This window comes from Streptomyces spirodelae, assembly GCF_017676385.1.
Taxonomy (GTDB): domain Bacteria; phylum Actinomycetota; class Actinomycetes; order Streptomycetales; family Streptomycetaceae; genus Streptomyces; species Streptomyces spirodelae.
This window is the reverse complement of record NZ_JAFFZN010000038.1, coordinates 49580-62983: the sequence shown is the minus strand read 5'-3', so window position 1 is coordinate 62983 and position 13404 is coordinate 49580. Positions and strand designations below refer to the sequence as shown.

The 13404-nt window shown below is 69.5% G+C and carries 7 protein-coding genes; 2 read left to right on the top strand and 5 right to left on the bottom strand.

Features of this window, described 5'->3' with window-relative positions:
• Positions 1–67 precede the first annotated feature (67 nt).
• The 4 genes from JW592_RS29965 to JW592_RS29950 all read right to left on the bottom strand — a co-directional run bounded on the left by JW592_RS29965 (position 68) and on the right by JW592_RS29950 (position 8629).
• The gene (locus JW592_RS29965; protein ID WP_209268395.1) at positions 68–415 is read right to left on the bottom strand and encodes a hypothetical protein; all 348 of its coding nucleotides are present in this window, start codon (positions 413–415) and stop codon (positions 68–70) included.
• A gap of 1044 nt (positions 416–1459) precedes the next feature.
• A complete protein-coding gene (locus JW592_RS29960; RefSeq protein WP_209268401.1) occupies positions 1460–1660 on the bottom strand; it encodes a hypothetical protein in 201 nt (66 codons plus the stop codon).
• 772 nt (positions 1661–2432) lie between these two features.
• Positions 2433–8261, bottom strand: a complete 5829-nt coding sequence (locus JW592_RS29955) for a serine protease (RefSeq protein WP_209268394.1) — start codon at positions 8259–8261, stop codon at positions 2433–2435.
• Positions 8262–8332: 71 nt separating this feature from the next.
• The gene (locus JW592_RS29950; RefSeq protein WP_209268393.1) at positions 8333–8629 is read right to left on the bottom strand and encodes a trypco2 family protein; all 297 of its coding nucleotides are present in this window, start codon (positions 8627–8629) and stop codon (positions 8333–8335) included.
• A gap of 168 nt (positions 8630–8797) precedes the next feature.
• On the opposite strand from JW592_RS29950, the gene JW592_RS29945 reads away from it, so the two are divergent.
• The gene (locus JW592_RS29945) at positions 8798–9043 is read left to right on the top strand and encodes a hypothetical protein (RefSeq protein WP_209268392.1); all 246 of its coding nucleotides are present in this window, start codon (positions 8798–8800) and stop codon (positions 9041–9043) included.
• Between the two features lie 540 nt (positions 9044–9583).
• Here the strand turns inward: JW592_RS29945 and JW592_RS29940 are convergent.
• Positions 9584–12400: an NACHT domain-containing protein gene (locus tag JW592_RS29940; RefSeq protein ID WP_209268391.1), complete on the bottom strand. Its 2817-nt coding sequence runs from the start codon at positions 12398–12400 to the stop codon at positions 9584–9586.
• A gap of 205 nt (positions 12401–12605) precedes the next feature.
• Here JW592_RS29940 and JW592_RS29935 point away from each other — a divergent pair, with 205 nt between their 5' ends.
• Positions 12606–12776 (top strand): hypothetical protein, encoded by a 171-nt coding sequence (locus JW592_RS29935; RefSeq protein WP_180289831.1) that lies wholly within the window; start codon positions 12606–12608, stop codon positions 12774–12776.
• The last annotated feature ends 628 nt before the right edge of the window (positions 12777–13404 follow it).

Below are 13404 nucleotides of genomic sequence, written 5' to 3'. Positions count from 1 at the left end.
GCTAGACCTTTTCGGCGGTCGCCTCGGACTTGGCTTCGAGTACGAGGTAGCGCAGGTGCCCCAGTGCTCATAACACGTCGGGGCCGTTGCCAAGGGTGCGCTCGGGGCGCTGCGAATCAAATCCCAGGTGGCGGCCCACCTTTTGCAGAGCGGCCTCAAACACCGGGGCCCGCGTCGGGTACACGAGATCGTCCAGCAGCGCGTCCGCGCCCAGCAGCAGGCTGTTGCGGCCCTTGTCGGTGTTGGCGAGATAGCTGGCGGCCAGCTTGACCTGGAAATCGGCCGGGCTGATACGCGTGGCCCTGACCTCGAGCAGCTCCGCCGACCTGCTTGGCCTGTGTGGTCCGCCGTGTCTTATCGGCCCGCCAGGTGTTGGAGGGGGGAGCGGGCCGACTCCTTTTAGTAGTTGACGCACGAGAGCGATGCAGTGGTCTTCTCCGCCTCGATGAACGCGTACACCGCGCTCATCGGTTGCTCTCCTTCGTGAAGAGGACCGGCGCCCCCCTTCGCAGCGCCTCAACCGCTTCGCCCTGCCCAGCGGGCCAACCTCCGCAGCAGGGGCAGCCCTTCACACTCGGCCGTCGTCAGTCCTCCGTCCCGTGACGGATCTGACTCCCCGCGCATCGACCCCGCTGGAACGGCCCCCTGCAGCGTGCTACCACGCCCCACAGCCGCTCCCGCTCTCGCGGGTACGTTCCCCTGTGCTCAAGTGTCATCCGCCCGCCCCGGGCTTGGGATTGCGTCACGGGGTGACCGGCACTGCCGCGCTGGCCTGGGCAAGGACCCTCCCTTGTGCGAGGAAGGGGCGGGGAGCGTGTCAGCCGGGGCCGTAGCGGCAGGCTCCGCCCTCGTATGCGGTCAAGGGGCTCTTGTGCCCCCCTGTCCGGGAATACCCGTTCACCCGCCGGGGCGTGGCGATGCCGCACTGTTGACGACGACGTGCAGCAGCGGCGTACCGCGCACAACCTCGACCCGATCGTGCGACGGAGAAAACGGGCATGGCTGACGTCTGGGAGCGTGGGAGCGCGAGTGCTCCCAGAGGGCTCCCATCATGGGAGTAAACGCACGTACGAAAGAAGCCGCCCCAGCAAACGCTGGAACGGCTTCCGATCTGCGATCTTCGCAGTCGGGACGGCGGGATTTGAACCCACGACCCCTTGACCCCCAGCCGCGCGGCACTGTCGTCCTGCGGCTCGTACGGAGAGGTACCGGGCCGTACGATGCCCCGCGCGGTTGTTTCGCGCCGTGGTGAGCGCCGCCATGAGTCAAGTGCTCCTGACCAGGCTCCTCACCGCAACAGCTCCGATCGCGGCGCTGCGTTTACGAGAAGAGGAACTTCGCCGGGCGGTGGGTGTGCGTCAGCCGAGAGCGCTGGCTTCATCCACGACTGCGCGGCGACAACCGCAATGACCAGAATCGTTCCCACGAATCATCCGCAGGGATTGCGATTGAACAAGCCTCAGTCGCCGCCCCCGGCCAGTCTACTGATCAGGCAGGAGACCGTCGGGTTGAAGGCCACAGGCCCGAACACTGTCGGCTCGGCTCGCAGCAGACGGCAGTGCCCGAGCGAGCGGCTACGGCCGCTCGCTCCTGGTCCGTCGTCCCGCTGCCCGAGAGCGTCGGTGCGGCAGCGGTCTGCCAGGGCCGACTGCTCGGTCATGGCCGGCGGCCCCGAGGCGCGCGGATGCGCGGAGCGGCCCCTTGCGTGTGGGCGAGTGGGTAAGGGCCACTGCGGCGCGGGAGAATCCGCTCATCACGGTCCAACGTGTTGAGCGGGAATCTTCAGAGGGTCAGGAGGTTCGACCATAGGCCCAGCGTGAGCAGGTGTTCGGCCCCCAGTCCTCGATGCACACCCTCACCTTGACGCTGACCCCCGGAGGGTAATCGTTGGGAAGGTTCCCCGTGTAGTGGTGCTTGCATTTGGTCGCGGGCTTCCACTGGGCGCGGGTTTGGACAACGTAGTCGGCGTACACGCGGTGGCCGTCGCACGCATTGTCCCAGAGCGTGATCTTCTCCGGGGCTCCCGAGTAGAAGCACACCCCGGCGCGATTCCCCGATGTCTGTGCGCAGATAGCCGAGACCGCTTGTGCCTCGGTGGCCGGGCCTGTGACGACAAGACCTGTGCCGAGCGCGAGGGTGGCCGCCGCAGTCGAGAGGCTTTACCTGGCTTCAAGGGAACCACCTCGCTCGTTGACCTTGTGGAGGTTGCCCACTCTTCCAGAGCAGCACGCCCAGCGCGTTAGCTCTGCGTGCCAAGAGCAGAGAAGCACCCGTTCACCACCTGCCGGTGATCCCGCGACGGATGACCTGGGATCAGGGAGCGGGTCCCGGTCGTTCCATCGGCTTTCACTACGCTCAGCGCGCCGCGCACAAGGCATCCTGGCAGAAGTCGTCAGGGCGGGAAGCCCCGCTTCTCACCTGCGCGCGCCTGCTCACTTGGAGCTGATGGACTCCGTGAGGAGTGTCGTGGCCAGGGCGATGCGTTCGGGGGCCGGCGCTGTGCGGGTTGTGGTGAGTTGGGTGGCGCGGGCGGGGTGGCGGTTGGTCAGCCACTGTTCGGTGTGGTCGAGCAGTTTGTGTTGCGTCTCCTCGTCGAGTTCGGGGCGGGGCATCAGGGCGTGCAGGACGAACAGGGCGCGTCCGGCCAGGTGGTGCTGGGCCAGCCAGTCCCTTGCGTAGCCGACGGCGCGCTGGAGTTCGTCGCCGCGCAGGTCGGGTCTGGTGAGGAGTGCTTGCAGGGCGGCCGCGGTGGGGAGTTTTGTGCGGAAGCGGCCGCACCACTGGACCGCGCTGGTGATCAGCTCGGGATCGCCGTTGGGGGCGGGGTTCTGGGTCAAGAGGGCGTGCCAGAGGTGGGGGGCGCCGTTGCGCTGGGGGTGGATGCGGATCCAGGTGGTCGCGTAGGTGGTGATGCGGGCCCGCAGTGCGTCGTCGAGGCCGGGGTCGGCGAGCAGGCTGCGGAGTGCGAGGTGTGCCTCCTGTCTGCCGGCGTTCCCCTCCAGCCAGCAGAGCAGTTGCTTCCTGGCCTTGGCTGCGCTGGTCTGAGCGGCCGGGTGGGGGCAGCTGACGACGGCGCTCAGCAGGCCGGGGGCTTCTTTGGAGTGCGAGTGAGCGGTCAGCCACTGGTCGGCGTACGCAAGCGCCCGGGTGGCCTGTTCGGAGCCCAGCCTGCGGTGTCTGAGCAGTTGTTCCAGCACCTGGTAGGCGGCCGGGTCGGTGGTGTGCCGGTCGAGCCAGACGAGCGCGGCCTCCACGGCCGTTTGCGCCGCGTCGTCGTCCACATCCTTGCGGAACAGCAGTGGGCACAGGACGTGCGGTGCCCGCATGCTGTGTCTGTGCAGGCGCAGCCAGCGCAGCGCGATGGGGACGGTGCGGGTCAGTGCGGCGGAGTTGTGCTGGGTGCGCTGCAGTACGTCGCGGATCAGAAAGCCTGCGTTGTCCTCTCCGCCGTACCGGTCCAGCCAGATGCCGGCCAGTTCTTCGGCCCTGGCGATCTGCGGGAAGTCGGCGTCCTTGGTGAGGAAGACGGCGCGGAGCACGGTGAACGCGACCGACCAGACCCCGTCGGGCCGCCCGCGCGGCTGCTGCCGCTGCCGTGCCCGCGTCCGCGGTCGGGGACGGGGAGGGGTTGGGCGCAGGCGGCGGTCCAGCCAGTCCAGTGTGTAGTCCACCGCCCGGTGTGCCGAGGAGCGGCGCAGGTCCGACCGGGCGAACAGGTCGCGCAGCAGGTAGATGGACTGCGGTGTGTCGGGGTAGGCCTCCAGCCAGGCGAGGGACTGGTCCACCACCGTCCCGACGACGGCTGAGTGCAGCCCCGGCTGGGCCAGTACGGCCTGCAGTACGTGGTTGGCGTTCGTGGTCAGGTGGTGTTGGTCCAGCCAGCGGCATGCCATCGCCAGCTCTGCCTTGCGTGTGGCTGCCTCTGGCGGATCCAGTCTCAGTAGCTGGCTGAGTACCCGGCCCGCCTCGGGGTCGTGCTCGTACGCGGCGAGCCAGCGGTCCGCCTGTTCGCGCACGAGCGTCACCTCACCGGGGGCGAAGGGCGGACGGAGCAGTTCGTTCAGTATCGATGCGGTGGAGGGGCGCGGTGGCGCCTGGGCGATGCGTTCGCGTACGAACGCGCGGGCCTGCCCGGTGTCCTCCAAGCGGTGCCGGCGGTGCAGGAAGAGCAGTTGGTGGAGCACCGAGGTGAGGATGCCGTCGGTGGCCGAGGCCGCTTCGGGCAGCGACCGCAGCCGGGCCAGGACCGCGGCGGCCAGCGCCGGTGCCTCGGCACGGGGCAGGTCCTCGCGTGACAGCACCGACGCGAGCACGTACCAGGCGGAGGAGGCTCGGGCGTTGGCCTTCAGCCAGGCCACGGTGTAACGCACCATATCGGTGCTCTGACGGCCGGGCAGGACGGGCTGCAGTGCCAGGGCCTCCAGTACCCACCCGGCGCCCGGCATCGGGTGGTATCGCTCAAGCCAGTCCAGGGCGTATCCGATGGCGGGCAGTCGGATCTCGGACGGCTGATGGGCGGTGCACGGCAGCAGCCGACTGAGGATCATGCCCGCACGCTGCTCTCGCGCGTGCGTCGCCAGCCAGTGTGTGGCGGATCGGAGCGCGTGTTTTTCCTGCTCGGGTGACAGACCTGGGTCGCGCAGAAGGACGGCGACCGCTCCGAAGGCGAGCGCTTTGTCGTGGTGCTGCTCCAGCCAGCGCAGTGCGTGCGGCCGGATCCGGGGGAAATCGTCGGGCCTGAAAGGGTGGGACCCGGCGAGGGCGATCAGGGCATAGCCGGTCTGCTGCTGGCTGTGCGGGTTGTCCTGGTGTTCCAGCCAGTCGATCAGGCGCTGGAGTGTCCTGCGGTACGGGGTGCTGTCGCCGTTGCACTCGTCGGTGCCGCCCCCCTCCGTGGCCGTCGGCCGGTAGCGGGTCAGCAGCGCGGAGAGTACGTATTGGGCGGGTGGCTGCATCGGGTGCAGGTCCAGCCAGCGCTCGGCCCAGCGCATTGTCTGCTGTAGCTGCTGGTTGGTCAGGTCACCCCGTTCCAGGAGGGCTTGCATGGGGTATGCGGCGCTGCGTGCGCGGTGGTGCCGTTCGAGCCATTCCATGGCCTGGTCGATGACGCGCCGGTCGAGGTCGTCGTCCAGGTCGGGGCGCAGCAGCACGGCCCGCAACAGGCGGTCGGAGTTCGCCGGTAGGGCGGCGTCTGGGTCCCGGCTGCCGAGCCAGTCCAGGGCCGCCTCGATCAGGGACCGCTGCTGATGTGGGGTGGCTTCGGGCCGGTTCAGCGCGTCGAGCAGCAGGTAGGGGGCGCGGGGGAGATTGCCGTGCAGGCCCACCCACCGGACGGTCAGCGTGAGGGCTTCGGCGGCGTCCGTGCCGGCTTCCGGGTGCCGGGCCAGCCAGCGTTGCAGTACGAAGGAGGCGTGCTCCTCATCCGCGTTTCCGTTGAGCCACTCCAGGGTGCGCTTGCCGAGCCGGGCTTGCTGGTCGGCACTCAGGTCGGAGCGGGTGAGCAGGACGGACAGCAGCCGTGGAACGGTGCTGTCCCCGTCCGAGCGCTCACCCCGCCGGCCCAGCCACGTCAATGCGCGTTCCACGGCCTCCCGACGGGTGGCGGGCGCCAGGTCCGTACGGGCGAGCACCAGTCGCAACAGGTCGCCTGAGGCGAGGGCGCCCGGCCGACGCCGGTGCGATCGCATCGCGCGACCCACTGCTCTGCGGGCGCGCGCGGGGTCGAGATCCGGCTGGGCCAGCAGGGCATGCAATACGCCTTTCGCGCCGGGCGCCCTTCCTTCCCCGGAGTCGGTCCACTCCAGTCCGGCGTCGGCGACCACGGCGAGCTGCTCCGGGTCGAGGTCGGTGCGGTTGAGCAGGGCGCGGAGCACAGGGACATGACGTGCCTGAGATGTCTGTGAGGGTGCACCGGGGGTGCCGGAGGTCTCCTCGGCGGTGGTGGTGAGCAACCCGATGCCGTCAGAGATCAGGAACTGCGCGTGGTCCGCCGGCACCTGGGTGAGCAGGACGGCGAGCAGCGCGACACCCTGTGGACCGCCTTCAGCGCCGGTCACTGCCCCGCCGGTCATCTCCTCGCCGGCCACTGCCCGTGGGACGGTCCAGGCCGTACGCAGAGCCGCCCAGCTCTCGGCCGCCGCCGTGCGCCACGGTGGTGCGACCAGCATGCCGACCAGCAGCCGGACCCCTTGGCGTTCGGTGGGAAGCCGGGAGCTCAGCTCCGTGGCGTTCTCCCGCATCCAGGCGCGGCAGAACCGGGTGAGCTGGTCCTGGTGCTCTGGCGGTGCGTCGGCGTACAGCCGTGCTACGCCCCGCGCCAGCCGGTGCAACCCGCCGAGCCCTCCGGGCGCCATGCCTGGCGCCCCGGCCGGATCGGCCACCGAGGCGTGCGCCCTCAGCAGGGTGCCGAGCGCTGTCCGGTCGAGGGAGTAGCCCTGGCCGGGAAAGAGCGCGGTGCGCAGTATCTCGTCGGCCACGACGTCGTGCACGGTGTGCACAGTGTCGCCGTAGGAACGCAGCCAGCCCAGTCCGCTCAGAGTGTCGACCACGGTCGTGCCGACCGCCTCGTCCAGCTCGCCGGAGGGAAGGCGCAGGGTGCGGGCGACAGTGGCCGCCAGGTCGTCGTACGAGGCGGGGGCGGCGGCCACGGCTGCCGCGTACCCGAGCAGCCCGGCGTGCTCACCGCGTGCGCAGGTGCCGGGCTGCAGCACGCGTTCCTGCTCCAGCCGCCGCATCAGATATCCGGTCAGTGCGGAGGGTGCCGAGGTGTCCAGTTCGGCGACCGGGCGGCCGGCCCGTACCTGGGACTCCGCCTGCGCGGCCAGCAGCAGTGCCACCATGGGCTGCTCGCCGCAGCGCCGGGTCAACTCCGCCCTGCCGAGGCTGTCCAGCGCCGTGGGCGCCACCTTGGTGAAGATCCGGCGCAGCACTTCCTGGCGGTGGGCCGCGTCGTTCCAGTCCATGGTCACGGCGTGGGTGAACAGCCGTCCACCGTCCTCACCGCGCAGCCGGTCCCGGGCGCTTCGGTGGCAGGTGAACAGGAATCTGATCTGCGTGTCGGCTGCTTCGCCTGGTCCGCCGGCCATGGTGCGCTCCGCCCAGCGGGCGAGGTCGCGCAGGCTCAGCGCGGGCTGCTGGTCCAGGTAGTCGACGACGATCAGTACCCGGGCCGACGGCTGGCCCGCCAGCGCGGCGTCCAGGTCGCCGATCTCCACGTCGGTGTCGGTCCGCAGGTGAAGCACCTGCCAGTTGTCGGCGTGGGCTCGTTCCGCCACCTCCAGGCAGGTCCGAGTTTTGCCGGTGGCCGCTGTCCCGCTGAGCAGGACACCGCGGGCCGTGTCATCGGCGAGCCGGCGAAGGATGCGGCCGGGGTGGGAGGGCGAGGCCTCGGGCGGTTCGTGGAAGGGAAGTTGTGAGTCGACCAAGTACCGGTCGCTGACCGCCAGCTCCGCCATCACCTGGCGGTGCGGCACTACACCATGCGGGCGTGCCGGGGCGGTACCGGTCCGGCCGTCGGGGGGCAGCCCGTCGCGTAAAGCCTGGGCGGGGGTGAGGTCCTGGGGGCGGGCCGGCAGACCAGTGAGTGCTCGCAGTCGCTCCAGCGGTCCGGCCGCGATCCGGTACCAGCTCTCCACCGATCTGGCCAGAAGCCGGTGGCCGCCTTCGTCCAAGGGGTCCTGGACAGCCACGCCGATGATCGCGTTCCCGGCGCAGACCGCGGCACCCGACAGCCCGCCCCACGGGGTGTCCTCAGCAGCCGACAACGTTCCAGCCGGGGTGTCCATCTTCAGCTCAAGCGTCCCGCTCGGGAAGTTCGCCCCCACCGGGATCGTGCCACGGACCTGCTCCGAGTCGTACGGCGCCTCGTCACCGCGGTACTTGAAGCTCGGAAAGCCGATCGCCAGGTAGGGCACCTCTCCAGGGTCCTCGGGCATACGCGTGAACGACACCGGTTCCACGGTCTGCTGCAGCACTGGCTGCGGCCACTGCGCGGGCCAATCGTCGCGCACCCGGTCCTCGTAGGCCTCTCCCAGTTCCACCACGGCGAGATCGATCTCAGGCGCCTGCCATACGACGGCACACTCCGGGTAGTCGCGCCACGCTCCGCGAGCGGTGTAGAACCGCACCTCGGCGGTGTCGAGCCCGCGCAGGACATGCGCTGCGGTCAGGACATGCGCGCTGCTGATCCGGTAGCCCGAGCCGCGCCACGGTAACGGGTCCCCGTCCGGGTCCGGAACGGTGATCAGAGCAACGCGGCTCATGTGGGGATGCGGGCTATCGGAACACTCTGTTCGGGCCGACGCCTTGGACACTGGCCGCACCCGTCCGGAACTCACTCACCGGGCCTTCCCCGTCCGGAGACATGTGGAGCCCGGCCGGTGGCGACCATCTTCGGCTGCAGGGTCAGTCGCACCACCTGGGTGGATTCGTGGGCCGCCCGGCCCTCACCCCCGAGTTCGACGACCCAGAAGGTGACCTTACCGTTCGCTCCGGCCTCCTTCCGCAGGCCCACCGAGAGCTCCAGTTCGACGGGGCCCACTTCCAATTGCAGTCCCTGCGTCGGCGCGGCGGCGATGGCCGTCTCCAGTTCGCGGCGCAGGTTCCGGATCATCTCGGACAGCTCGATCACAGCGGTGCCCCCTTCCGCGGCCACGGGCCGCGCACCAAACGTGTCGCCAAGTATAAGAAAAAGCTGCAGAATTGGGCGGGGAATCATCATGTCAGCGGCGCGTGGCCGTGGGCTCGGCGACCGGGTACACAGCGGTTCGAGGAACTGGCCGACCTCTACCGGTGGGCCATGCAGAACGAGAAGGAACTCCCGGCCCACTCCCTCAACGTCAGGTTGGAGAAGGCTCACTGCCGCACGGCCTTCCCGCACCCGGACACCGACATGGCGGTCCAGCAGGTGGCTCTCTTACCGCCCTGCGCCACCTCGTGGCCGAACTGGTCAACGGCTGCTCCGCCGGCCCGCCTGGCCTGCGTGGTCCGCCGGGTCTTCTCGGCCCGCCAGGTGTTCAAGGGGGAAGCAGGCCCCTGTCAGTAGTGGACGCACGAGAGCGATGCAGTGGTCTTCTCCGCCTCGATGAACGCGTACACCGCACTCGTCGCCGCTCGCCTTCGCGAAGCAGACCGGTGCCCTTTCGCGGCACCTCAACCGCTTCGCCCTGCCCGGCGGGAATCTCCGCAGTAAAGACGGCTCTTCACGCTCGGCCGTCGTCAGCTCTCCTTCCATGACGGATCTGACTCCCCGTGCATCGGCCCCGCTGGAACGGCCTCCGATCTGCGATCTTCGCAGTCGGGACGGCGGGATTTGAACCCACGACCCCTTGACCCCCAGCCGTGCGTCAATTCCGTCCTGTGCTCGCATGAGGGAGGTATCGGACGGTACGGAGCCCTGCACAGATGGCACGTGCCGGTGGTGAGTCCCGGCGTGGGTCAAGTGCTCCTTATCGACAGTCCCCACCGTCACACTGCCGTGACTGTTCAGGGACCCTCTGGACGGGCCCGTGGGGCCGACCTGCCCAAGAGCGATCAGCTCCTCCGCGCCAGTAGCCCGTGGGCGATTGAGTTCACTTCTGGGCCTTCACTCGACTTCCAATTCCTCCAGGAGCATGGCCAATTCCACGCGCTCGAGCTGGTCGAGGTCGACCTCAGGGTCCTCAGCGAATGCGAGGAGCCGTGCGATGCCGCTGTCCCGGTACCCGTCCACCCGGGCCAGGGCCTCAGCCGCGTCCACGCGGAGGAACCCGTACAAAGCCCGGTTGTCAGCGAGGCGGCTGAGTCGGGCGGCGGCTTCGTCGCGGTACTCATCCGCCTCCGCCAGGGCACTGGCAGCCCGGATGCGGGTCAACGGGTCCAGGCTATCGGCCAAGCGGAGGAGCTGCGTATTGCCGATGTCCTGGTACCCATCGGTTTCGACCAGGGCCCAGGCCGCCTCCAGGCGGTCGCTGTCCTCCAGAGTGAGGTCGTCGGCGAATGCGACGAGCCTGGCAGCGCCTTCGTGGCTATGTCCTTCCACCCAAGTCAGGATGCGGGCTGCCCTCGAACGGCTGGAGATGCCCAGGGCGCAGTCGTCCGCGAAGTCAGAGAGCCGCATGACCGCGTCGTCCTGGCACCCGTCGATCCCTGCCAGGGCCTTCGCGGCCTCGATGCGGTGAAACACTTCCCAGGCGGTGTCGTCGGCGAGGCGGGTGAGGCGAGTCGCACCGTCCTCCCGGTACCCGTCCACCTGGGCCAGAGCCCAGGCTGCCTTGACCCGGGTGGTGTCCTCCAGGGCGGTGTCGTCGGCGAGGCGGGTGAGGCGGGCCGCGCCGTCCTCCCGGTACCCATCCAGTTGGGCCAGGGCCCAAGCCGCGTCCATACGGGGAGAAGAGAACCGGACGTTGCCGTATTGCGCCTCCAACACAGCGCTCAGGGAGGGATCTTCCGCGAAGCGGATCAGTTGAGCGGCGGTGGGGTCGGGAGGGAGGGCGGTTCTCAGCCGCACCTGGGTGGTGAGGAACGTGCAGGCACCTTCGCCACCACGAGCGGCGACGTCCTCCAGACGTCGGGCGGTTGCGTCGGCGATGCGGTCCTGAGGCCCGAGAAGTCCGTCGAGGAGGAACCCCAGATAAGAAGGGTCGAGCTCCGGCGGCTTCCAGTTGTGGCCGGGGGGTGACTCCGGGAAGACGGCCTGGAGCACATGGGCACGGGCTTTCGCGTCACGGGTGGCGTGGCGGGCCGCGTGGTACTCCAGGAGGGTCTGGTGGAGGAAGTCGAAGTCGTCCATGTGCTGGACCAGCAGGCCGGTGGGGCGCAGGAGGTCACCCAGGAAAGAGTTCCAGAGCTGCTGGTTCACCTTGTCCGGGCGGTTGACGTGCAGGTGCGATGCCAGGACCTGGACGGCAGGGGCGGAGTTGCCGCCGATCCTCTCGTGGGCGAGGTGGTCGATCAGTTCTGGCAGGTGGTCGCGCACGCGTTGCGCGGCCTTCTCGGCAGCCTGGTTGTGCCTGGGGATCTGGTGCCGGTCCTTCAGGCGCCGGATGGCCTCGTCGTGGGTGTCCCTGATGTTCTTGTGGGCGTTCTGCTCGTAGATCAGCTCGACGAAGGACCGGTAGGCGCTGGTGCGTCCGTCGGGCAGGGGGCGGGTGGGAGCGGCCGCGTGGAGCCGGCACAGCATGGAGGCCATCAGCGGGGTGCGTGCCATGTCGTCCAGGCGGGAGCGCTGGAGCCCGGCCATGAACGTTCGGGCGTGGCGGCCGGGGTCGTCCAGGGAGCGGAAGTACCGTGCAGCGTAGGCGAGTTGGTCGCTGCGGGAGAAGGGCTGGAGCTCGAAGCGCGATGTCTGTGGAGCCGGCGGTTCGAGTTCCTTCGCGGGCAGCAGGCGGGTGGCCACGACGAACCGGTACGGGCTGTGGCCGGCCGCGGCGGCAGCGGCCAGCATCCGCAGGACGGTGCCGCGGATGCCGGTGTCCGGGATCTCGTCGAGGCCGTCGACCAGCACCAGCCAGGACACGCCCGGAAGGGGCCGGTGCCGGAAGAACTCGGCCGACAGCTCGTCCAGCAGCCCGAATCTCTTGAGCTGGGAGGTTGCGGTTTTGGCCAAAGCGACCGGCAGGGGGTACGAGCCGGTGAGGTCACGGGCGTTGACCAGGACCGGGATCGTTGCGTCGGCCTTGCCGGCCGACCGGTTCAGCCAGCGCTCGGCAGAGTCGGCCAGGTGGGCGCGGAACAGGGTGGTCTTGCCTCCTCCTGGCCCGGCCAAGAGTACGCACAGGGTGCTGTCCGCCCGGAAGATCTCACCGGCAGGCACCGCGGGGCCCGCTCCTGTGGTCCGGATCCGAGGTGGAGCTTCTTGGCCGTCCAGTGCGTCCGGTGGCAGAGGGCGGGTCTGCCGGCGTACGTAGACATCCGCCAGAGCGGGCACGGGCGTGTCGCCTGCGCCGTACGGGCTACCCGGACTCATTGGGTAGGGGTGCTGGGTGGCGAAGTTCCGCACCGCCCCCAGGTATGCGTCGACAGGTAACGCGTCTGCCGGGGACAGCGTGGTGGGAGCAGGCCGGAGGGCCTTGGCCTGCTCCCACCGGGTCCTCCACAACTCCCTGGCGTTCGTCCACCTGATTGCGGCCCGCGCGCGGTCGGGGCCGCTGAGTGCGTCGGTGGGCGGTTGCCCGGACCACTCCAGAAGCACCCGGATCAGCGCCCACAGCACCTCGAAGTCCTTGGCCGGGCTGCCCTTTTCGAACCATCCTCCGACCCGGGTGGGCGAGAGCGGCGGAAACCCGGCCTGCCGCAGCAGGTCGTTGGCTCTGGCGATCGCTTCTGTGCGGCTTCTGCCTTGCAGGGCCTTGGCCTCCAACTCTCGCAGCTTGTCGCGCAGGACCTGCCGCCCCGCACTCAGGTTCGCCGTGCCGCCGCCCACCTGTGCCTCCCCGAATCACCCTGCTCGTCGTCCCGAGTCCAGCGCATCCGCCGCATCCACTCGCGCAGGGCCTGGCCACCTGCCCGGCCTGGGCATTCAGCATCGCTGTCCATCGGATCCAGCATGCCTTCACCCAGGGTGGGGCCGGCGGGTGATATGGCTCTCGTGCCGCTCGACACGTGGCGGCACGGAGGGAGGAACTGCCGTGGACGTCACCGCCTGGGCCCTCGTACCCGTGGCCGCCCTGCTGATCGTGGCCACCATGACCGTACTGATCGTCGGCATGGCCATGAAGGGCACCACCTCGCGCGACCGCGCCACGGTCCTGAGGGCCGTCGCCGATGTGCTCCGCGCCGTACACGGCCGCCGCAGGTGATTCCCGGCACCCGGCCTCGGCCCTTCTTGCCCCGCCCCACCCGCTGCCGCCCCATGGCGGAAATCATGCCCGGTGCGCGAAGTCGAGGCGGCGGAATCGGCAAGCGTGGCAGGCAAGGTCTCGCCATGGGTAGCCGACCTGCGCCGGGATGCCGGGCCGCCATTTGTTCATCCGCACCTGTAGGCCGGCCACACCTTTTCCGGCGGCTGGCCGGCTCCGTCGAGTAGCTGCCGCGCGCACAGTGGGGGAGTGGCGTCTTCCGGCTGGTCAACCAGAGGCGCATCGGTGCGCCAGTCGATGAGCTGTAGGGGACACTGCCCAGGCAGCCGCTCCACATGGCAGCCGTACGAGCCGGTATCAGCGCCGCCACCTACGCACGAGCCCAACTCCAGGCTGCGGCAGCATGCCGCGCAGTTCGCCTGCGAGCGGTTGGACGTACCGTACGGCTGATGCGCATTCACTCCCAGGTGTGCTGCGGGGCGCCTACTTCGGGTGCATCCACGCTGACCAGCGGAGATGGACGCAAGCGCACCTGAAGTGCGCGTTGTGCTGCGGAGGGGACGCGCTGGGGTGCGTCACAGGAGCGCTCTCGGCGATGCAGCCGTGGAGTATTTGGTGTGGGGTGCGA